Source organism: Aeromonas sp. QDB18 (genome assembly GCF_027705325.1).
GTDB classification, from domain to species: domain Bacteria; phylum Pseudomonadota; class Gammaproteobacteria; order Enterobacterales; family Aeromonadaceae; genus Aeromonas; species Aeromonas caviae.
This window is the reverse complement of the sequence record NZ_JAPDBQ010000013.1, coordinates 1-21,130: the sequence shown is the minus strand read 5'-3', so window position 1 is coordinate 21,130 and position 21,130 is coordinate 1. Positions and strand designations below refer to the sequence as shown.

23 protein-coding genes are annotated in these 21,130 nt (G+C 59.7%); 6 read left to right on the top strand and 17 right to left on the bottom strand.

What is annotated here, in order from left to right; genetic code table 11:
- Nucleotides 1-98: 98 nt before the first annotated feature.
- The 5 genes from rplS to ffh form a co-directional block, all read right to left on the bottom strand.
- On the bottom strand, nucleotides 99-446 hold the full coding sequence (gene rplS / locus OKC30_RS04075) for a 50S ribosomal protein L19 (protein WP_005313505.1): 348 nt from the start codon (nucleotides 444-446) through the stop codon (nucleotides 99-101).
- A gap of 32 nt (nucleotides 447-478) precedes the next feature.
- Entirely contained in the window at nucleotides 479-1,228 is a 750-nt protein-coding gene (gene trmD / locus OKC30_RS04070; protein WP_010673086.1) for a tRNA (guanosine(37)-N1)-methyltransferase TrmD, read from the bottom strand.
- A 34-nt stretch (nucleotides 1,229-1,262) separates the two neighbouring features.
- Nucleotides 1,263-1,784, bottom strand: a complete 522-nt coding sequence (rimM, locus tag OKC30_RS04065) for a ribosome maturation factor RimM (RefSeq protein WP_039039979.1) — start codon at nucleotides 1,782-1,784, stop codon at nucleotides 1,263-1,265.
- A 24-nt stretch (nucleotides 1,785-1,808) separates the two neighbouring features.
- Entirely contained in the window at nucleotides 1,809-2,057 is a 249-nt protein-coding gene (rpsP, locus tag OKC30_RS04060) for a 30S ribosomal protein S16 (RefSeq protein WP_010673084.1), read from the bottom strand.
- 179 nt (nucleotides 2,058-2,236) lie between these two features.
- Nucleotides 2,237-3,616, bottom strand: a complete 1,380-nt coding sequence (ffh, locus tag OKC30_RS04055) for a signal recognition particle protein (protein ID WP_010673083.1) — start codon at nucleotides 3,614-3,616, stop codon at nucleotides 2,237-2,239.
- A 285-nt stretch (nucleotides 3,617-3,901) separates the two neighbouring features.
- On the opposite strand from ffh, the gene OKC30_RS04050 reads away from it, so the two are divergent.
- The gene (locus OKC30_RS04050) at nucleotides 3,902-4,693 is read left to right on the top strand and encodes a cytochrome C assembly family protein (RefSeq protein WP_010673082.1); all 792 of its coding nucleotides are present in this window, start codon (nucleotides 3,902-3,904) and stop codon (nucleotides 4,691-4,693) included.
- Between the two features lie 39 nt (nucleotides 4,694-4,732).
- A complete protein-coding gene (locus tag OKC30_RS04045) occupies nucleotides 4,733-6,013 on the top strand; it encodes an HlyC/CorC family transporter (RefSeq protein WP_160837191.1) in 1,281 nt (426 codons plus the stop codon).
- Nucleotides 6,014-6,260: 247 nt separating this feature from the next.
- Here OKC30_RS04045 and OKC30_RS04040 read toward each other — a convergent pair whose 3' ends face one another.
- Nucleotides 6,261-6,728, bottom strand: a complete 468-nt coding sequence (locus tag OKC30_RS04040; RefSeq protein ID WP_039039978.1) for an Rrf2 family transcriptional regulator — start codon at nucleotides 6,726-6,728, stop codon at nucleotides 6,261-6,263.
- Nucleotides 6,729-6,839: 111 nt separating this feature from the next.
- Here OKC30_RS04040 and hmpA point away from each other — a divergent pair, with 111 nt between their 5' ends.
- Complete coding sequence (gene hmpA, locus OKC30_RS04035; protein WP_069652213.1) at nucleotides 6,840-8,033, top strand: NO-inducible flavohemoprotein; 1,194 nt, start codon at nucleotides 6,840-6,842, stop codon at nucleotides 8,031-8,033.
- An 82-nt stretch (nucleotides 8,034-8,115) separates the two neighbouring features.
- On the opposite strand, the gene OKC30_RS04030 is transcribed toward hmpA, so the two are convergent.
- The 6 genes from OKC30_RS04030 to OKC30_RS04005 form a co-directional block, all read right to left on the bottom strand.
- On the bottom strand, nucleotides 8,116-8,706 hold the full coding sequence (locus tag OKC30_RS04030) for a tetratricopeptide repeat protein (RefSeq protein ID WP_029313773.1): 591 nt from the start codon (nucleotides 8,704-8,706) through the stop codon (nucleotides 8,116-8,118).
- Between the two features lie 396 nt (nucleotides 8,707-9,102).
- Entirely contained in the window at nucleotides 9,103-10,038 is a 936-nt protein-coding gene (gene mdh / locus OKC30_RS04025; RefSeq protein WP_010673076.1) for a malate dehydrogenase, read from the bottom strand.
- A gap of 242 nt (nucleotides 10,039-10,280) precedes the next feature.
- Nucleotides 10,281-10,943 carry an arginine ABC transporter permease ArtM gene (gene artM, locus OKC30_RS04020; RefSeq protein ID WP_048209073.1) on the bottom strand — a complete coding sequence of 221 codons (663 nt, stop codon included), beginning with the start codon at nucleotides 10,941-10,943 and terminating at the stop codon, nucleotides 10,281-10,283.
- A gap of 2 nt (nucleotides 10,944-10,945) precedes the next feature.
- Nucleotides 10,946-11,596, bottom strand: coding sequence for an arginine ABC transporter permease ArtQ (gene artQ / locus OKC30_RS04015; RefSeq protein ID WP_125117090.1), 651 nt, complete (start codon nucleotides 11,594-11,596; stop codon nucleotides 10,946-10,948).
- Nucleotides 11,597-11,599: 3 nt separating this feature from the next.
- On the bottom strand, nucleotides 11,600-12,337 hold the full coding sequence (locus tag OKC30_RS04010) for an arginine ABC transporter substrate-binding protein (RefSeq protein WP_010673073.1): 738 nt from the start codon (nucleotides 12,335-12,337) through the stop codon (nucleotides 11,600-11,602).
- A 24-nt stretch (nucleotides 12,338-12,361) separates the two neighbouring features.
- Nucleotides 12,362-13,102 (bottom strand): ATP-binding cassette domain-containing protein, encoded by a 741-nt coding sequence (locus tag OKC30_RS04005; RefSeq protein WP_041214472.1) that lies wholly within the window; start codon nucleotides 13,100-13,102, stop codon nucleotides 12,362-12,364.
- Nucleotides 13,103-13,302: 200 nt separating this feature from the next.
- On the opposite strand from OKC30_RS04005, the gene argR reads away from it, so the two are divergent.
- Nucleotides 13,303-13,773, top strand: coding sequence for a transcriptional regulator ArgR (gene argR / locus OKC30_RS04000; protein WP_005308670.1), 471 nt, complete (start codon nucleotides 13,303-13,305; stop codon nucleotides 13,771-13,773).
- A gap of 297 nt (nucleotides 13,774-14,070) precedes the next feature.
- On the opposite strand, the gene OKC30_RS03995 is transcribed toward argR, so the two are convergent.
- The 5 genes from OKC30_RS03995 to glnK form a co-directional block, all read right to left on the bottom strand.
- On the bottom strand, nucleotides 14,071-14,976 hold the full coding sequence (locus OKC30_RS03995; protein ID WP_042864452.1) for a Dyp-type peroxidase: 906 nt from the start codon (nucleotides 14,974-14,976) through the stop codon (nucleotides 14,071-14,073).
- Nucleotides 14,977-15,065: 89 nt separating this feature from the next.
- Nucleotides 15,066-16,100, bottom strand: a complete 1,035-nt coding sequence (locus OKC30_RS03990; protein WP_270666870.1) for an ABC transporter ATP-binding protein — start codon at nucleotides 16,098-16,100, stop codon at nucleotides 15,066-15,068.
- Between the two features lie 40 nt (nucleotides 16,101-16,140).
- Nucleotides 16,141-17,766: an ABC transporter permease gene (locus tag OKC30_RS03985; RefSeq protein WP_103857974.1), complete on the bottom strand. Its 1,626-nt coding sequence runs from the start codon at nucleotides 17,764-17,766 to the stop codon at nucleotides 16,141-16,143.
- A 39-nt stretch (nucleotides 17,767-17,805) separates the two neighbouring features.
- Nucleotides 17,806-18,813: a Fe(3+) ABC transporter substrate-binding protein gene (locus OKC30_RS03980; protein ID WP_010673068.1), complete on the bottom strand. Its 1,008-nt coding sequence runs from the start codon at nucleotides 18,811-18,813 to the stop codon at nucleotides 17,806-17,808.
- Between the two features lie 228 nt (nucleotides 18,814-19,041).
- Nucleotides 19,042-19,380: a P-II family nitrogen regulator gene (glnK, locus tag OKC30_RS03975; protein ID WP_005332325.1), complete on the bottom strand. Its 339-nt coding sequence runs from the start codon at nucleotides 19,378-19,380 to the stop codon at nucleotides 19,042-19,044.
- Between the two features lie 201 nt (nucleotides 19,381-19,581).
- Between glnK and arfB the strand changes: the two genes are divergently transcribed.
- Both arfB and OKC30_RS03965 read left to right on the top strand, forming a co-directional pair.
- Nucleotides 19,582-19,998, top strand: coding sequence for an alternative ribosome rescue aminoacyl-tRNA hydrolase ArfB (arfB, locus tag OKC30_RS03970; protein ID WP_010673067.1), 417 nt, complete (start codon nucleotides 19,582-19,584; stop codon nucleotides 19,996-19,998).
- Nucleotides 19,999-20,024: 26 nt separating this feature from the next.
- Nucleotides 20,025-20,519 carry a methylated-DNA--[protein]-cysteine S-methyltransferase gene (locus OKC30_RS03965; RefSeq protein ID WP_052814794.1) on the top strand — a complete coding sequence of 165 codons (495 nt, stop codon included), beginning with the start codon at nucleotides 20,025-20,027 and terminating at the stop codon, nucleotides 20,517-20,519.
- The last annotated feature ends 611 nt before the right edge of the window (nucleotides 20,520-21,130 follow it).

Below are 21,130 nucleotides of genomic sequence, written 5' to 3'. Positions count from 1 at the left end.
ATACCCCGCACACGGATACAAAAAAGGCTCGCCATTGGCGAGCCTTTTCACTACCTGTCGAGCTTTTCGCCGACATACCGACACCAATTCGAATCGAATTAGTTGAGCTTCTCTTTGATACGAGCAGCTTTGCCGGACAGGTTGCGCAGGTAGTACAGTTTGGCGCGGCGAACATCACCACGACGCTTCAGTTCTACACTGTGGATCAGCGGAGAGTGAGTCTGGAATACACGCTCAACACCTTCGCCGTTGGAGATCTTGCGAACGGTGAAAGCAGAGTGCAGACCGCGGTTACGCTTGGCAATCACGATGCCTTCGAAAGCCTGCAGACGCTCTTTACCACCTTCTTTAACACGAACTTGAACACGTACGGTGTCGCCCTGGGCAAAAGCCGGGATGTCGGTACGCAGTTGCTCTTGTTCAAGCTGCTGAATAATCTTGCTCATTGTCTTTCCTTACCTAGGATAAACTGAAAACTCTACTTAACGCTGTCACGCACTTCGCGGACATACTCGGCAAGAAGTGATTCTTGCTCGTCAGTCAGAGCTAGGTTGTTAATAAGTTCCGGCCTTCTCTGCCAGGTTCGTCCGAGCGATTGCTTGAGTCGCCAGCGCCGAATCACTTCGTGATTGCCGCTTGTCAGCGCCTCGGGCACCGTCAGCCCATCCAACACCTCCGGCCGAGTATAGTGGGGATGATCCAGCAGGCCATCCGTGAAGGAGTCCTGCTCGGCACTGGCCTGATCACCCAAGACCCCCGGGACCAGACGCGAAACCGCATCGATCAGGGTCATGGCAGGCAACTCGCCACCACTTAACACGTAATCTCCGATAGACCACTCTTCGTCGACTTCGGTTTGTATCACGCGCTCATCGATACCTTCGTATCGACCGGCGACCAGAATCAGTTTCTGATTCGTCGCCAACTCGGTCACGCCCGCTTGAGTCAGCTTGCGTCCCTGAGGAGAGAGATAGATGACTTTCGCCCCGTCTCCCGCCGCTTGCTTGGCTGCATGAATGGCATCACGCAGCGGCTGAACCATCATCAACATGCCGGGCCCACCACCATAAGGACGATCATCGACCGTACGGTGTTTGTCGTGGGTGAAGTCCCGAGGGTTCCAGCACTCAATCTGCAGCAGGCCACTCTTGACGGCCCGACCCGTTACCCCGTGCTCGGTAATGGCTCGGAACATTTCCGGGAAGAGGCTAATGACCCCAATCCACATAAGAAACCTCCGGCACCCGTGTTAGCGCGGGAAACTAGAAACCAGGATCCCAATCAACTTCGATTGTTCGAGCAGTCAGATCAATATTCTTGATCACCTGCTCTTCCAGGAACGGTATCAACCGCTCCTTTGCACCAAAGGCATCTTTTACATTGGCCTCAACCACCAACACATCGTTGGAGCCGGTTTCCATCAATTCGGTCACCTTGCCCAGGTCGTATCCCTTGGTGGTTACCACGGTGCAACCAATGAGGTCACGCCAGTAGAACTCCCCTTCGGGCAACGCAGGCAACAGATCGGCGGGGACGCCAATCTCGACGTTGGTCAATGCCAGGGCATCCTCACGCACATCGATACCATCGAGTTTGCAGATCAGACCCTTGTTATGACGCTTCCAGGATGACACCCGGATTTCACGCCACGCCCCGTTCTGATTGATCAGCCAGGGGTTGTAATCGAAAATCGCTTCGGCAACATCGGTGAAGGAGTTCACTTTAAGCCAGCCCTTGATCCCGTAAACGGTCCCCAGGGTGCCCAGAACTACAGGTTTTTCCACCTTAACTCCCTACCGTTTGGCTGATTAAGCAGCTTTGGCAGCGTCTTTGATCAGCTTGGCAACGCGGTCAGAAACAGCGGCACCAGTAGCAACCCAATGCTCGATACGAGCCAGGTCCAGGTTCAGCTTTTCAGCGTTACCAGCAGCAACCGGGTTGAAGAAACCGACGCGCTCGATGAAACGACCGTCACGGGCGTTACGGCTGTCAGCAACTACTACCTGGTAGAACGGACGCTTTTTCGCGCCACCACGTTGTAAACGAATGGTTACCATATCGTCCTCATAAACATCTAATGAACAAGGCCTGCAAATACGCAGACCCTAGCTTAAAATAAGCCGCGTAATTCTACTTGGATTCGTAATAATTGCAACCAAGCCAGCTATTTTTTGCGCAGGGATTGGCATGAAAAAGGCTCACCGGGGTGAGCCTTTCTACCTGACCAGCAGGAAAATCAGAACGGACCGCGACCGCCACCACCGAATCCGGGGGGCAGCATGTTCTTCATCTGGCCCATCATCTTGCGCATGCCGCCCTTGCCGGACATTTTCTTCATCATGCGCTGCATCTCGGTGAACTGCTTGAGCAGCTTGTTCACATCCTGGACCTGCATGCCGGAGCCCGCAGCGATGCGGCGCTTGCGGGAGCCCTTGATGAGATCGGGATGGGCACGCTCTTTCGGCGTCATGGAGCTGATAATGGCCTCCATCCGCACGGTGAGCTTGTCATCCATCTGATCCTTGATGTTGTCCGGCAGGCCGGACATGCCAGGCAGCTTGTCGAGCATCCCCATCATGCCACCCATGTTGCGCATCTGGGCCAGCTGCTCACGGAAGTCTTCCAGATCGAAGCCCTTGCCACTCTTGACCTTGCTGGCCAGCTTGGCCGCCTTCTCTTTATCGACGTTGCGCTCCACCTCTTCGATGAGAGAGAGCACATCCCCCATACCGAGGATGCGGGAGGCGAGACGATCCGGGTGGAACGGCTCCAGCGCGTCGGTCTTCTCGCCCATACCGATGAACTTGACCGGTTTGCCGGTGATGTGGCGCACCGACAGTGCGGCACCACCGCGGGCATCACCGTCTGCCTTGGTAAGGATCACACCGGTGAGCGGCAGCGCCTCGTTGAAGGCCTTGGCGGTATTGGCAGCATCCTGGCCTGTCATGGCATCCACCACGAACAGGGTTTCGACCGGCTTGATGGTGGCGTGCAGATCCTGGATCTCCGCCATCATTTCGCCATCGACGTGCAGACGACCGGCAGTATCGACGATCACCACGTCATAGAACTTCTTGCGCGCCTGATCGATGGCGGCAGTGGCAATGGCGATCGGTTTCTGGCTGGCATCACTCGGGAAGAAGTCGACACCGATGTCGCCCGCAAGTGTCTCAAGCTGCTTGATCGCCGCCGGACGGTAGACGTCCGCACTGACCACCAGCACCTTCTTCTTGCTGCGCTCCTTGAGCAGTTTGGCCAGTTTGCCGACCGTAGTGGTCTTACCGGCCCCCTGAAGACCTGCCATCAGGATGATGGCCGGCGGCTGGGCAGCCAGGTTGAGCTGTTCGTTGGCCTCCCCCATCACGGTGACCAGTTCGCCATGGACGATCTTGATGAACGCCTGGCCCGGGCTCAGGGATTTGGCCACTTCCTGGCCCACGGCTCGTTCCTTGACGCGCGCCACGAAATCGCGCACCACCGGCAGGGCGACGTCCGCCTCGAGCAACGCCATGCGGACTTCGCGCAGGGTATCCTTGATGTTCTCTTCGGTCAGGCGGCCGCGGCCGCTGACATTGCGCAGGGTGCGCGAGAGTCGTTCAGTCAAATTTTCAAACATGACGCTTTCCGGTTCTTGGCGTGACACTGGGGGCATTATACCCCGGTCAGCACTCTAGGGACGATTACTCGCCGCTTGCCGCGGCGGCCTGCCATCGAACGGGCAGGTCAACAAATGGAGGGCAGTATACCTCAGTCAACGCCGGAGGACGATTATTCGCCGCACGGTGGCCATCAACGCCTACTTATATGTGGGCAGTTAGCCTCTGGCACAACTGGCGAGCATATCTTGTGCAAGGTATACTGCCCCTCTTATCCATAAAGCTTGTTTGACAACGACCTGGTTATGATCGTGATCTCTGTTCTGGCCCTGGCGTTTTACCTGCTGGCCATCATCGCCTCACTGCACCTGCTGCTCAGCGCCAAGCCCGTCGGGCAAGTATCGCTGTTCGCCTGTGTCGGCCTGGCCCTGACCGCCCATGGCATGGCGGTGGGCAGCGAAGTGCTGGTCACCCATTCCGGCCAGAATCTCAGCATGTTGAACGTGGCGTCCCTGGTCAGCCTTATCATCAGTTGCTTCATGACCTGCGTCACCCGACGCTTCAACGGCTGGATCCTGCTGCCCGTCGTCTACAGTTTTTCAGCCCTGCTGCTGGCGGCCAGCGCGCTCATTCCCGGGCGCTACATCACCCATCTGGAAGCGCACCCCCAGTTACTGCTGCACATAGGCCTCGCGCTGATGGCCTATTCGGTACTGATGATCGCCTGCTTGTTTGCCCTCCAGCTTGCCTGCCTGGACAGGCAACTGAAATCCAGAAAGATCAGCCACCTGCCAGCCATGCCACCCCTGATGACGGTGGAGAAGCGCCTGTTTCAGCTCATTTCCGCAGGTCTGCTGCTGCTGACCCTCTCCATCGCATCCGGCCTGTTCTTCCTGGAAGACATGTTTGCCCAGGGCAAATCCCACAAGGCCATCCTCTCTATCCTGGCCTGGTGCGTCTACGCTCTGCTGCTCTGGGGTCACCATACCCGTGGCTGGCGCGGCCGCAAGGTCATCATGCTGAGCCTCATCGGCAGCTTCATCCTGACACTGGCCTATTTTGGCAGCCGTTTCGTCAAGGAAGTGCTGCTTAGCTGACACACGAACATTCCCCAACCATCCTTACAGGAGCCCTTCTTGGACAGTATCTCAACGAGTACATTGCTGATTGTTCTCGTTATCTTGATCCTTTTGTCAGCCTTCTTCTCCAGTTCCGAAACCGGTCTAATGTCGCTCAACCGCTACAAGCTGCGGCATCTGGCCCAGACCAAGCACAAGGCTGCCCGCCGGGTCGAGAAGCTGCTGGCCAGGCCGGACCGCCTGCTTGGCCTCATTCTCATCGGCAACAATCTGGTCAACATCCTGGCCTCCGCCATCGCGACCATCGTCTGCATCCGGCTGTTCGGGGATCTCGGCGTCGCCATTGCCACCTTCGGGCTGACCCTGGTGGTGCTGGTATTCGGGGAAGTCACCCCCAAGACACTGGCGGCCATGTTCCCCGAGCGGATAGCCTACCCTGCCTCCTGGATCCTCAAGGGGCTGATGGTGCCGTTCACCCCCCTTGTCTGGCTCATCAACAGCATCACGAACCTGCTGCTGAAACTCTTGCGTCTAGAGCACAACAAGGATGACTCCCTCAATTCCGAAGAGCTGCGCACCATCGTCAACGAGGCGGGCAATCTCATTCCCAAGCACCACCAGGAGATGCTGATAAGCATCCTGGATCTCGACAAGATGACGGTGGAGAACATCATGGTCCCGCGCAGCGAGATCTCCGCCATCGACATCAATGACGACTGGAAGATCATACTGCGCCAGCTGGCCCACTGCGCCCACACCAAGATCCTGCTCTATCGCGACAATATCGATGACGTCGTCGGCTTCCTGCACTCACGGGATGCCCTGAGACTGGTCGCCCGGGATCAGTTCAGCAAGTCCAGCCTGCTGCGGGAAGTCGACCCCATCTATTTCATCCCCCAGGGGACCCCCCTCAACGTGCAGTTGGCCAAGTTCCAGCGCAACAAGGAGCGAATTGGCCTTATCGTCGACGAATATGGCGATATTCAGGGGCTGATCACCCTGGACGACATCCTGGAAGAGATTGTCGGTGACTTCACCACCTCCATGACACCGACCCCGAGTGACGAGATCCATCCCCAGCCGGACGGCTCCTTCCTGGTCGAAGGCTCCGCCAGCATCCGCGAGCTGAACAAGGAGATGGACTGGCACCTGCCCATGGACGGCCCACGGACCCTCAATGGCGCCATCCTGGAGTACCTTGAGGAGATCCCCCAACCCAACATCAGTGTCAGGCTGGCGGGCTACCCTATCGAGATTCTCGAAGTGGAGAACAACATGGTGAAGATGGCAAGGATCATGCCGCACCTGTACCGGGACGATTCAGAGTACGAGGATTGAAAAAAGGCTGCCGATGGCACAATGCTGTTCAGATAAGCACTTTTTTGACTGATTATTCATAAATTGGATTTGAGTTGAGGGGGCAAGGCTGTGTCCAGTCGATCTTCCTCCAGCCTTTATCCAGCGGGGCTTGCAATAGAAAGAGGGAGGCATCATGCCTCCCTCGCTTTTTTGTCCTGATACTACGTGGACTGGAACTCAAATTCTCTTAAGTGAACAGCATTGTGCCGATGGCAGCCTTTTTGCTTCACTCGCTCTCGTCATCCGGCTCCAGCACCAGAGTGGGGATGAGCTCACCGAACACCTGCTGCAACTCGTCACGGTTTGCCAGCAAATCCTGCAGCGTATAACCATCCATCACCGCGAGGAAGGCGTTCATCGCCTCCTTCAAGGCACTCTTGAGCAGACAGACGGAGACGATATGGCAGACCGGGGAGCTGCAGTCGATCCCGTCCAGATTGCCTTCCAATGCCCGGATCACTTGCCCGATATTGATCTCGTCGGGGGAGCGCGCCATGCGGATGCCACCATTCTTGCCGCGTTGTGACTGTAGATAGCCCAGTTTCACCAACTGGTTCACCACCTTCACCATGTGGTTGCGGGATACGTCGTACAAGGCGGATACCTTGGCCACGCTCGACAGTTCCCCCTCCGGCAGGGTAGCCAGATAGAGCAGGGCTCTCAATCCAAAATCGGTATAGCTCGTTAGTCTCATAGTGCCTGTAGCGCCTAGCGCGAAGAATTGATGATTGATCCAGATCAATTAAACATTTAGGATGCAACTTAATAAGTGACATTCCAGATGTTCAATTAGAAAGGACCTCCTATGTTAGACCAAGCCACCATCGCCGTCATCAAGAGCACCATTCCTTTGCTCGAATCGGCGGGCCCTGACCTCACACGGCACTTTTATCAGCGCATGTTCAGCCACAATCCCGAGTTGAAGGATCTCTTCAACCTGGCTCACCAGCGTAGCGGGGGACAGCCCTTGGCACTGTTCAGTGCGGTGGCGGCCTATGCTAGGAACATTGACAATCTGGGGGCCCTGGCCGGAGCCGTTGAACGCATCGCCCACAAACACACGGGTTTCCTGATCCAGCCGGAACAATATCACATTGTGGGTAGTCATCTCTTGGCCACGCTCAAAGAAATGGGTGGCAACGCTGTCACGGAGGAGGTCCTTACCGCCTGGGGCAAGGCGTACGGTGTGCTGGCCGACATCTTTATCGGCCGGGAGAGCGAGCTCTATCGGGAGAAGGCAAGCCAGGACGGTGGTTGGCAGGGAACCCGCCCTTTCATCATCAAGGAGAAGCGTCAGGAGAGTGAACTCATCACCTCTTTCGTCCTGGCACCCCTCGATGGCAACCCCGTGTTGCGTTTCAAACCGGGGCAATATCTCAGTATCAAGCTGGTTCATCCCGCCCTCGAGCATCAGGAGATCCGCCAGTACTCCCTCTCGGACGCCCCCAATGGCCGCGACTACCGCATCAGCGTCAAGCGCGAACCCAGGGGTCAGGCCTCCAACCTGTTGCATGATCATCTTCACATCGGTGACACGGTCGACATCATGCCGCCGGCCGGCGACTTCTTCCTGCAAGAGGTGACAGACACGCCCGTGGTGCTGATCTCCGCCGGGGTCGGCCTCACCCCCATGCTGAGCATGCTCAACCACTTGCTGGCCGAGGGCCCGGATATGGATATTCGCTGGCTTCACGCCTGCGAACACGGCGCCCACCACGCGTTCAGGGACGAGATCCGGGCAAAGAGCAGGCAACACGGGAAACTGGAGAGCCGGATCTGGTATCGGGAGCCGGGGGAGCAGGATGTCAAAGGAGAGGATTACGACTTCAGCGGCACTCTGGCACTGGAGCAGGTCACCGACCTCATTCCGGCCGACGCCCACTACTATTTCTGCGGCCCTGTCCCGTTCATGAAGGCAGTCAAAGCTCAGCTGGAGAATGTGGGCGTGCCTGCCGAGCGGATGCACTACGAGGTCTTCGGCCCCCATCAGGGCCTCTGATCCCTCCCCTGACCGGGAAAATGCACAAGGCCCACAAGCACAGCTTCGTGGGCCTTGTAATATCAAAGCGGGCTACCAGAACTCAGTGCATCGCCTTGGCACGGGCGATGGCATTGGCGGGCATCCGGTTGCCGAGCCGGCTGAGCAGGCTCGCCGCCTTCTGGTGCATGGCCTTGTCACCGATGACGGCGCCGTGCAGCCAGTGATACGCCTCCTCGTAATCCAGCGGACTCCCCATGCCCTGCAGCAACATCTCCACCCACTCCATCTGTGCCCGTAAGAAGCCGAGGCTCGCGGCTTCCCGCATCAGGGTCTCGGCCCGCACCAGATCCTTCTGAACCAGGATCCCCTTCCAGTAATAGCGGCCAAGCTGTTCCAGCGCCGGCGCCAGCCCCTGGTTGGCGGCCTCCCACATGTACTGCACCCCGATCTGGGCGTCCGGCTTGGTGCAAACCCCCCACGCCAGCATGTCTCCCCAGAGGAACTGATAGGCAGGGATCTTCATCACCGAGGCCCTCGCCTCGATATCCTGGGTGAGCTGGCACCTGTCCTGCTTCACCCGGGCCAGATGGCGCCCCTGCTCTATCCAGTTGAGCAGTTCGTCCTGGCGATAGAGCGGCACGGCCTGCAACTCTCCCGCAGCAGCGGATGCCTGCGTCGTCGCCCTGGGCAGCGGCGCAGCTGCCGGTGCGGACGGCACAGGTGCGGATGCGGATGGCGCCTGGGCTGGAACTGCTGACACAGGGAGGGATGGCGTGGCGACAGAAGAGGCTGGCGTCAGGGCTGGCTGGGCCGATGATGAGGCCGGTGACAAGGATGCAGACGCCGCGGATGGCGGCGCGGCTGCAGCCGCCACCGCCTGGGTGGGCGCGGCGGCCGAGGTGGACTCCGCCCCCTGCAAGGGTAAGCTGCACACACCGATAATGGCGATGAGGGTTCTTGGTTTTATCATAGGGATCTCCTGCTGCCTTCTGTTATCGGCAGCCAGGGCCATCTCCTTAGCCCGCTACACCCAACCCCGAAAATGACAAAGGGGAGCCTGGGCTCCCCTTGCGGTCGACGTAGAGACTTACTTGACGAAGTCGACGCCCAGCTGGATGTCAGCCTTCAGGGTGGCCAGCATGCTGTCCATCGCTTCCTGCTCGAAGGCGCTCAGCTTGCCGTAGTCCAGCACGGTTTCGACGCCGTTCTTGCCGAGCAGCACCGGCTGCGCGAAGAAGGTGGCGTGCTCACCGTTGCCTTCCACATAGGCACACTCGATGACGTTGGCTTCCCCTTGCAGACCCTTGATGAGCGACAGACCGAAACGGCAGGCTGCCTGACCCATGGAGAGAGTGGCGGAACCGCCACCGGCCTTGGCTTCCACCACCTCGGTACCGGCATTCTGAATGCGCTTGGTCATGGCAGCCACTTCCTCAGCGGTGAAGCTGGCGCCTTCAACCTGGGAGAGCAGCGGCAGAATGGTCACGCCACTGTGACCGCCGATGACGTTGACACGTACCTTGTCAACGTTCAGGCCCTTGGCTTCGGCCACGAAGGTCTCGCCACGGATCACATCCAGGGTGGTCACGCCGAACAGGCGACGCTTGTCATAGACACCGGCTTTCTTTAGCACTTCGGCGGCGATGGCGACCGTGGTGTTGACCGGGTTGGTGATGATGCCGATCAGTGCTTTCGGGCAGGAAGCAGCACACTTTTCCACCAGGTTCTTGACGATCCCGGCGTTGATGTTGAACAGGTCGGAACGGTCCATGCCGGGCTTGCGCGCCACGCCGGCAGAGATCAGCACGACATCGGCGCCGACCAGAGCCGGGCTCGGATCTTCACCGCAGAAACCTTTTACTTTCACGTCAGTCGGGATGTGGCTCAGGTCCGCCGCCACGCCCGGAGTGACCGGGGCAATGTCATACAGGCTCAGTTCGGAACCGGCAGGCAGGCGGTTTTTCAACAGCAGAGCGAGGGCTTGGCCGATGCCACCGGCGGCACCCAGAACGGCAACTTTCATGATCAACTCCATGTCTAAGCGTAGGTTTAAGGTTGTTTCTAGTTGGGTTAATGCTGATTCTTATTGTGCGCCTCACCTTAAAGGATCCCCTCCTAAAAAACAATCTGATAACAGTTGTAATCACGGGTTCTGTGAGCCAGGGAACAAGCGGCGATGAAAGCGGAGAGGAATATGCGATAAATGGGAGGAAAGACACAGATTTCCTGTGCTCCCCTCACCATTAAGAGGTAAATGTGACTGCTTCAGGACTGGAAAGCCAGTGCCCGACGCTCACACCAGCGGAAACCAATTGTTAACAATCCATTCATGGTCAGATAGAGCGCTCCGGCCACGGTAAACACCGCCAGGGTGTCATAGGTCTGGGCGTTGAGACGCTGGGCCAGCCCCATGATGTCCATGATGGTGATGGTACTGGCGAGCGAACTCCCCTTGAGCACCAGGATCACCTCGTTGGAATAGGCGGGGACCAGCCGACGGGCGGCATGGCGGGCCTTCATCCACAGGGTCTGTCCGGCGGAGAAGCCGAGCGCACGGCAGGCCTCCACTTCACCGGCGGGGATGGCGTCGAGCGCCCCCTTAAACAGCCGGGTGGAGTAGGCTGCGGTATTGAAACCGAGCGCCAGCACGGCGCAGAACCAGGGTTGCTTGAGCAGCGGCCAGAGCGGCCCCGCCTTGAGCCATTCAAACTGACCAGGCCCGTAGTAGATGAGGAAGATCTGGATGAGCAACGGCGTACCGGTAAAGACCAGTACCCAGAGCTGCACCAGCTGGGTCGCCACCGGAATGCGACGCTCCAGCACCCAGGTCATGCCGGCCGCCATCAGCACGCCCAGGAGCAAGCTGAATGCGGTGAGCTGCAAGGTGATCGCCAGCCCTCCCAGCAGGGTCATCAGGTAATCCTGCATGGTCAGCCTCCGTAACGGCGGGTATAGCGGGACGCCTGCTTCAAGCCGAATTCACTCACCAGACTGATGGCCAGATAGATGAGGGCGGCAGCGGCGTACCAGGTGAAGGGTTGATAGGTGCTGGCCGACGCCATCTGTGCCTGACGCATCATCTCGTTTACCCCGATGAGGGAGACCAGAGCGGTGTCTTTGAGCAGCACCAGCCACTGGTTGCCGAGCCCGGGCAGGGCGTGACGCCAGGCCTGGGGCAGCACGATGCGAAAGAAGGTGTGCCCCTTGCCCAGGCCGAGCGCCTGCGCCGCCAGCCGCTGCCCCGTGGGCACCGCATTGAGGGCGGCACGCAGGGTCTGGGTGGCGTAGCTCGCAAACAGCAGGGAGAGCGCCAGCACACCGCAGGCGAACGGGCTGAACTCCACATACTCCCCGGTGATGAGGAACAGCACCTGGGTCGAGCCGAAGTAGATGAAGAGCACCACCAGCAACTCGGGCAGACCACGGATCAAGGTGGTCAGGGTGGCCACGGGCCACACCAACGCACGCTGCTTGCTCAACTCAGCCGCACTGAATGCCAGTGCCAGCACCATGCCACCGACCAGGGATGCCAGGGCCAGCCCGAGGGTCATCCAGGCTGCATCCAACAACAGGCTCAACATGGCTTACTGCGCGAAGTACTTGTCATAGATCTTCTGATAGGTGCCGTTGGCCTTGATCTCGGCCAGCCCCTTGTTCAGCTGGGTCAGCAGTTCCTGGTTGCCCTTGGCCACCGCGATGCCAAAACCGGTACCGAAGTACTTGGCGTCGGTCACCGGGGTACCGACCACGGCGTATTCCTTGTGCTGCTTGAGCCAGTCGGCGGCCACCGCCGTATCGGCAAACACGCCGTCAGTGCGGCCATTCATCATGTCGAGGAAGGCGCTCTGGTAGCTGGCGTAGGGCACGGTCAGCAGACCCTTGCTCACCCAGTTGTCCACCAGATAGGACTGGTGAGAAGTGCCGTTCTGCACGCCAACTGTCTTGTCCACCAGATCGTCCGGCCCCTTGAAGGTCTCTTTCTTGGCGACGAACACCGCGGAGTTCTCGTAATAGATGTCGGAGAAGTCGACCTGGGCAGCCCGCTCCGGGGTCACGTCCATGGCGGCGATGACGGCGTCATAGCGACGGAACTTGAGGCTGGGGATCAGGCTGTCGAAGGCCTGGTTGTGGAAGCTGCACTCCAGCTTGGCCTGCTCGCAGACCGCGCGGGCCAGATCGATGTCAAACCCCTGGAACTCGTTCTTGTCATCCAGGTATTCGAACGGCGCATAGGTTGCCTCGGTGGCGAACTTGATCTCTTTGGCCAGCACAGAAGTGCTCAGCAGACCCATGGCGGCGATCAGCAACAGACTCTTTTTCATGACAGCTTCCTTATCGACTCAATATCAATGCATCAAGAATTCGGCAAACCGGCTGGTTTGCGGGGACTGGAAGATGGCGGCGGTGCCGGATTCGATGATCCGCCCCTTCTCCAGATAGATCACCTGACTGGCCACCTTGCGGGCGAACTCCACTTCGTGGGTCACCACTACCTGGGTGATGCCGGTCTGGCTCAGGGTGCGGATGATCTCCGCCACCTCTTTGGTAATTTCGGGATCCAGGGCAGCCGTCGGTTCGTCAAACAGCAGCACCTGGGGATCCATCATCAGGGTCCGGGCAATCGCGACCCGCTGCTGCTGGCCACCGGAAAGCCGTGCGGGCCAGGCGTCCCGTTTGTCGGCCAGTTGCAGCTGGGCCAGCAGATAGGCCCCTTTCTCGATGGCCGCCTCGCGGCTCATGCCGAGCACCTTGACGGGCGCTTCAATCAGATTCTCCATCACGGTGAGGTGCGGCCACAGATTGTACTGCTGGAACACCATGCCCACCTTGCGGCGCAGCGCCTGTGCCTGACGGTTGAATTCGGCAGTAGAGAGGCTGGACGGGAAAGAAAATTCACTGTCTGCGATGCGCAACACACCGGCATCCGGCGTGTCCAGCAAGTTCATCATGCGCAGCAGAGAGCTCTTGCCTGCCCCGCTCGGGCCCAGCAATACCAAGGTCTCGCCGGGAGCAGTCCGAAAGCTCACCTGCTGCAGTACCGGCACCTTGTGCCAGGATTTTTCGATGCCGATTAATTCGATACCCATACAGCCCAATTGAATAAGTTTTCAAAATTTCGTCCTGATTCTAGCGCCAGCATAAGTTGATGCAAGCTATATTTGAATCAATATGCAGAACAAGCGCCGCTTCCTTGCCAAAACAGGCATATGAATGCAAAATAGCAGCGCTGTTCGTATCTACCGCCTGAGCGTGACAGGCGGTCACTCCCCTCATTCGTGAGTCCAAGATGAAACATAACGACAAGCAAGAAAAACTGGCCAAGGCCTTTAAAGCCTTGCTGAAAGAGGAGCGTTTCGGCTCCCAGGCAGAGATAGTGACTGCCCTGCAAGAGATGGGCTTCGAGAACATCAACCAATCCAAGGTCTCGCGCATGCTGAGCCGCTTCGGCGCCGTTCGCACCCGCAATGCCAAGATGGAGATGGTCTACTGTCTGCCGGTGGAACTGGGCGTGCCCACCACCTCCAGCCCCCTCAAGAACCTGGTGCTGGATGTCGACCACAACGGCGCTCTGGTGGTGATCCACACCAGTCCCGGCGCAGCCCAGCTGATCGCCCGCCTGCTTGACTCCCTCGGCAAGGCCGAAGGGATCCTCGGCACCATCGCCGGTGATGACACCATCTTCATCACCCCGACCAGCGATACCGACATCGAGGAGCTCTACCTCTCCGCCCTCGAGCTGTTCGAGCAGACGCCCTGATCCGATCGCCTTGGGCGATCCGCACAAAAATCCCGGCCTTGGCCGCAATGCTGTTCAGATAAGCACATTTTTGACTAATTATTCATAAATGCGACTTGAGTTGGGGGAGCAAGGCTGTTTCCAGTCGATGTTCCTTCAGCCTTTATCCAGCGTGGCTTGCAATAGAAAGAGGGAGGCATCATGCCTCCCTCATTTTTTAGCCCTGATACTACGTGGACTGGAACTCAAATTCTCTTAAGTGAACAGCATTGCGGCCTTGGCCGGGATTTTTTGTTTTGAGCGGTCGGCAGGCCGGGTTTATTTGCCCTCGGCCACCAGAAAATCGACGGAAGGGGCGAAGAAGGCCGCGCCGGTCACCGCCCGGGTGAAGCGCAGCAGGTGGTCGAAGTGGCTGCCTTCCCCTTTGTACATGCTGGCCAGCATGGCGTTGAAGTGCAGCGGCGTGCGGCAGCAGGAGATGAAGTAGAGCCCCTGCTCGCTCATGGTGCCCCAGGGCATGCTCTGGCGCAGGATCTCCATGGACTCCCCCTTCGGGGTCTTGAGGTTGACCCGCTTGATGTGGGAGGTGAGCGGCTTGTCGGCGGACTCGTATTCGATGTTGTCGACCTTGGTGCGGCCTATGATGTCTTCCTGCTCCTTCAGGGCCAGCTTCTCCCAGTCGCTCATGGCGTGGACCCAGCGCTGCACGTGGATGTAGGAGCCACCGGCGAACTCGCCGCCGTCCAGCAACGCCACCTCGGCTCGGTGCTCATCCTGCGGGTTCTCGGTGCCGTCGACGAAACCGGTCAGATCCCGGCAATCCTGGTTGCGAAAACCGCGGACTTCCTCGGCCAATTCAACAAGCCCGGCCAGCAGGGCCATGACGCGATGACCGGCATGATGCAGCACGTCCACCCGATCAGCACGCAATTGTACGAAGAGATCGAACGGGGTATTGGGGGCCTCCTGACCGTTGGCGGATTGCGCCATGAAACCGCGGAACTGGGGCGGCCGGGCGGCAGGATAGAGATCATCCCAGGCGTCGGCCCCGACGGCGACCAGACCGCTGAAAGCCGCATCGGGGAAGTCGGCGCTCACCGCCTCCCAGAGTGCTGGCAGGCTGGCAAGGCGGGAGGTCAGGGCAGCGGCGTCACCGGTGCGATTGAACATCAGATAGAGGGCGTGCAGATTCGGCTCTGCGCAGATCCCGGCTTGGGCTTTCATGTCTCTCTCCAAGTGCGTTGGCTATGGGCGTGGCGCGATTATAAACCAGCGCGCTTCCAGTTCATTGATTTCATGACAATACCACGCACTCAGGGCAAGGGGTCAAACAACACCAGGGCATGAGGCGCCACGGTCACCCGCGCGCGCTCCCCTTCCAGGGGCTCACCGATGCTGGCTTCCAGTTGCTGGCCGCCACACTCCACCAGTACCCGGCAGTGATGGCCCAGGAACTGTTGCTCACGCACCCAGAGCTCACCGTCATCCGCCGCCGTCAGCGCCAACTGCTGGGGTCTGAGCATGAGCTGCAGCCGCTCCCCCACCGCGCGGCCATGGGGCTCCTGACCGCAGATGGTTCCAAGGAGGGTCTGCACGCAGTGGCTGTCCACCACCTCGGCCGCCAGATAGTTGACCCCGCCGAGAAACTCCGCCACGAAGCGGTTCCCGGGGCGGCGATAGAGCTGCTCCGGCTCCCCCACCTGCTCGATGCGACCGGCGCGAAACAGGGCCAGCCGATCGGCGAAGGCGAAGGCCTCTTCCTTGCTGTGGCTGACGAAGATGGCGCCAATGCCCTGCTGTTTGAGCAGGGTGCGGATCTCGAGGATCAGCTTCATCCGCACCTGGGTGTCGATGTTGGAGAAGGGCTCGTCCAGCAGCATCAGGCGCGGCTTGCACACCAGGGCGCGGGCGATGGCCACCCGCTGCTGCTGGCCGCCGGAGAGCTGATGGGGATAGCGCTCCCCCAATCCCTGCAGGTTGACCAGCGCCAGCGCCTCTTCCACCTGCTGCAGGCGGCTGCCGCGATCCTGCCCGGTCAGGCCGAAGCCGACGTTCTCGGCCACCGTCAGGTGAGGAAAGAGAGCGTAATCCTGGAAGATCATGCCGATATGGCGGGCCTCCGGCGGCACACTCACGCCGGGGGCATCGAGCAGGGTCTCTCCCAGCCGGATCTCCCCCTGGGCCAGGGGCAGCAGACCGGCCACCGCCTTGAGCAGCGTGGTCTTGCCACAGCCGCTGGCCCCCAGCAGACAGACGATCTCGTTGTCGGCCACCTGCAGGGAGAGCTGCTCCAGCACGGGGCGGCCATTGTAGTGACAGCTGACCTTCTCGATATTCAGGCAGGACAAGGTTCTTTTCCTCTCGCGTAGTGATGCCGGACGGGGCCGCTCAATGGCCTGGACCATCCAGGGTACGGTTTATCCACAGCAGGGGAATCAGCCCCACCAGCACGATGACGATGGCACCGAGCGCCCCCCGCTCCAGCATCTCGTCCGAGACGAACTGATAGACGTGGGTCGCCAGGGTTTCGAAGTTGAACGGCCGCAGCAGCAGGGCGGCGGGCAGCTCCTTCATGGATTCGATGAACACCAGCATGGCGCCGGCAAAGAGGCCGCGGCGTACCAGCGGCAGGTGAATGCGACGCAGCATGCCGCCCGCCCCCTGCCCCAGAGAGCGGGCCGCCATGTCGAGGCTGGGGGAGATCTTGCTCATGCTGCTCTCCACCGACCCGATGGCGATGGCGACGAAGCGCACCAGATAGCCGAACACGATGGCGGTGAGGGTGCCGGTCAGGAGCAGACCGGGGCCCGGCATCCCGAGCCACTCGGCCAGATCGTTGATGCCAAAATCAAGGGCCGTGAGCGGCACCAGCACGCCGATGGCCAGCACGGTCCCCGGCATGGCATAGCCCATGGCGGCGAGGCGCAGGGGCAGCAGGCTGCGAGTCCCCCCATCGAGGCGACGGAAGAAGCCGAGCAGCAGGGCAATGGCCATGGCCAGCAGGGCGGTCAGGGCCGAGATGGCGAGGCTGTTGCCCGCAAAGCGCACGAATTCGGGCGTCCACGACAGCGCGAAGTAACGCACCCCGTAATCGAGCAGGATGACGAACGGCAGGGCAAACCCCGCCAGCACCAGGCCCCAGCACCAGAGCCCGGCCAGCACGCCCCTCAGGCCCCCGAGGGGGTAACGCAGGGGCTGCTCGAAGCCCATGGACTTCTGGAACACCTGCTGGCGCTGGCGGGAGCGGCGCTCCAGCGCGATGAGCAGCACCACCGCCAGCAGCATCAGACAGGAGAGCTTGGCGGCGGTCGCCAGGCTGCCGTAGCCGAGCCAGGTGTCGTAGATGGCGGTGGTCAGGGTGTTGATGGCAAAGAAGTGGACGGTGGCAAAGTCCGCCAGAGTTTCCATCGCGACCAGAGATGCCCCCACCATGATGGCCGGGCGGGCCAGGGGGAGGCTCAGGCGGCGAAAGCTCTGCCAGGGGGTGCAGCCGAGCAGACGGCTGGAGTGAATGAGGCTGACCGACTGCTCCAGGAAGGAGGCCCGTGCCAGCAGATAGACATAGGGGAAGAGCACCAGCGCCAGCACCCAGGCGGCGCCCCCGAGGGAGCGAATGGCCGGGAACCAGTAGTCGGTCGGTCCCTGCCAGCCAAACAGGGCACGCAGCCCCGCCTGCAGCGGGCCCGAGTAGTCGAGCAGGTCGGTATAGACGTAGGCAACGATATAGGAGGGCATCGCCATGGGCAGCATCAGCGCCCATTGCAGGGCGCGGCGCCCCGGCACCTCGCACATGGCCACCAGCCAGGCGGTGGGCACTCCGAACAGCAGGCTGAAGCAGACCACCCCCAGCACCAGGCCGGACGTGTTTCGCAGATAGTCGGGCAGTACGGTATCGGCGAGGTGGGCAAACAGTTCCCCATCAGCCGAGAAGGCGGAGAAGACCAGGGCGAGTACCGGCAAACCCAGCAGCAGGGCGGTGGCCCAGCTGCCGGCAATCCATCCAAAATGTTTCATGAGTCCACAGAAGTTGATGGGGCCGTTGGCCCCATCTGATTACAAGTCGAATTTCACTTCATCCAGCAGTTGCAAGGCGTCCTTGCGGTGCTTGGCATAATCGCTGACCGGCATGGGGTCAGACTTGAACGTGCCCCAGGACTTGACCATGGCAGAAGGCTCGACCCCCGCCTTGACCGGGTACTCGGCATTCACATCCGCATACATGTGCTGGGCGGTATCCCCGGAGAGGAACTCCATCAGCTTCTGTGCTGCGTCCTTGTTCTTGGCATACTTGGTCATGGCCACGCCGCTCACGTTGACGTGGGCACCGCGATCACCCTGGTTCGGGAAGTTGATTTCCACCGCGTCGGCCCAGGACTTCTGCGCCGGGTCCTTCAACATGGCACCCAGGTAGTAGCTGTTGCCCAGGGAGACATCACAGATGCCGTCCTTGATCGCCTTGACCTGATCACGGTCGTTGCCCTGGGGCTTGCGCGCCAGGTTGGCCTTGACCCCTTCCAGCCAGGTCTTGGTGTCCGCCATGCCGTGATGGGCAATCATGGACGAAACCAGCGCCACATTGTACTCGTGCTTGCCGCTACGGGTACAAATTTTTCCTTTGAATTCAGGCTTGACCAGATCTTCGTAGCGGATGGTGTCGAGCTTGCCAAGACGCTCCTTGCTGGAGTAGATGGCACGCACCCGGGTGGTCAGGGCGAACCAGCGGTTGTCCGGATCGCGATAGATGGCGGGGATGTTCTCCTGCAGCGTCTTGCTGTCCACCGGCTGCACCAGGTCCTTGTCCACCAGCTCGGTCAGACGGCTGATGTCCACGGTCAGCATCAGATCGGCCGGAGAGAGCTTGCCTTCCCGTTCCAGACGCTCGTTCAGCCCCTCTTTGGCAAACACCACATTGACCTTGATCCCAGTCTCCTTCTCGAACTGCTGGATGATGGGCTTGATCAGCTCATCCTGACGGTTCGAATAGACGTTTACCTCCTGGGCGGCGAACGCCGACTGGGCGACAAGCGTGGAGAAAGCCAGTGCCAACATCTTCATTTTCATCATCCGTTCCTTGTCTGCGTAAAGAGTGATAACCATTTTCGTTTGCATTCTGCATGAATCGGGAGGAGAGGATCAAGGCTGTTTGCTGGGTTGGAACGATCTATTTAATCAGCGGCCAAACAAAAAGACCGAATGGAATCCCATCCGGTCTTTCGACGACCACCCCTTCACACTGTCGGCAGAACCTGCCCGGACCTTTGCCCGACCCGGCCGGGCAAAGGAGCGTACTCAGAGCGCCTCGTCGTCGCTCTCACCAGTACGAATACGCACCGCTTGCAGCAGGTCATAGACGAAAATCTTGCCGTCACCGATTTTGCCGGTATAGGCAGCCTTGCAGATGGCCTCGATCACCCCTTCGACGTTCTCGTCTGCGGTGGCGATCTCCAGCTTCACCTTCGGCAGAAAGTCGACCTGGTACTCGGCCCCCCGGTATAATTCGGTGTGCCCCTTCTGGCGACCAAAACCCTTCACTTCGGAGACGGTCAGGCCTTCCACCCCCAGGTTGGCGATGGCCTCGCGCACGTCGTCCAACTTGAAAGGTTTGATAATCGCAGTAATCAGCTTCATCTGGTTGCTCCCAATCCATGGTATGTCACGAATGGGTCATCAATTCTTGTGCCAAGTATTTTTATCGTTTATTTTCATATAGATAGATATGACACTCTGAGCCAGAAAGGCTCAGGATCACCAAGGAAGCGCATCTCGCCCCATAATGAGGCACCAAGCTGCACCAGACTCCCTTGATGCACCAAATGAGAGCATCACCCCATGTTAGTCATCTCCAACAGCGTGATCATCCCCTGGCATGAACTGCAATTCCAGACCATGCGGGCCCAGGGCAATGGCGGCCAGCACGTCAACAAGACCGACTCCGCCGTCTGGCTGCGCTTCGATTATCGCGACTCCCCCAGCCTGCCGCCGCTCTACAAGGAGGGACTGGAGCGGCTCAGCGACAGCCGGGTTCACGACGGCTTCATCCAGATCAGGGTCGAGACCCATCGCAGCCAGGACATGAATCGCAAGGAGGCCATGAGCCGCCTGACCGAGCTGCTGAAAAAAGCCGCCTGGCGCCCCAAGGCCCGCCACGCCACCAAGCCGACCCGCAGCTCCCAACGCAAGCGGGTCGATGCCAAGAAACGCAAGGGAGAGATCAAATCCACCCGCGGCAAGCCCGTGCTGGAGTGACCTGCCACAACCCCGAGGACAAGAGAATGCAGTACAGCTTTTGTGAATGTGCCAAGGGGCCCCTGCTCATCGCCATCGATGGGGCCGGGCTGCGCCACGTGGAATTCGTGCAAGGGGAGCGCCCCGTCCTGCCGCAACCGGAGTGGCAGCGGGATGATGCCGCCCTGGCCCCCTTCGTCGAGCAGTTTGTCGACTACTTTGCCGGCCGCCTGCGGCGCTTCGATCTCCCCCTGGCCGCCACGGGCACACCATTCCAGCAGGCCGTGTGGCGGGCGTTGTGCGACATTCCCTACGGCGAGACCGTCAGCTACCTCCAGATTGCAGAGGCCATCGGCAACCCCAGGGCCGTGCGGGCGGTAGGCGCCGCCAACGGCCGCAATCCCCTCAGCATCATAGTGCCCTGCCACAGGGTCATAGGGCGCAGCGGTGAACTGACCGGCTACGGGGGAGGCATCCCCATCAAGCGCTGGTTGCTGGCACTGGAGCAGGAGAGCGCAGACCACTTCGCGCTGACCCCATGAAAGGGTGCGCCTCCTGTCAAATGCGGGTTGCGGGTGCAGGCACCACAGACCGCAGGCCACTCGCGCGGATCCTCTGACGAGCGGCATCTTCATCACATACGAGTTGCTGGGCCCAACAGTAGACCGCAGGCGGCGTTGCACTGCCCATGACGGACAGCATCTCCATCACATGCTGGTTGCTTGCCATCTGGCAGCATGGTTGCGTGATGTGTTGAGCCTGCACCGGGATAATCTGCCGCCAGATCCGCCCCATGGCAGGAGCATGCCCACCGCCCCGATTCATCTTTCCTTTGAGCCGCACAGCAAAATAAATCACTGATTATTTATTTTATTTCAGCATCAATCATTTAAAAATCACATTGCAGCAGCATTTTGAAAATGAACACAGTATGAAGAATCGCCTCAGAAGCGCTTCAGAGAGTATCAGGCATCATGGCTTCACACTTGGATGGGACGGCTCATCCCTCATTCAGGTGGCACCCATGTGACGCTTCCAATCTGTCTTTTCCCCGCGCCTCCCCAGAGGCGCTTTTTTGGTTCTTCGCGGGATCTTGGGGAAGTGGAAGTTGACAGACAGGGTGCTGGTAAACTGGCTGTCTCCAAACACACCA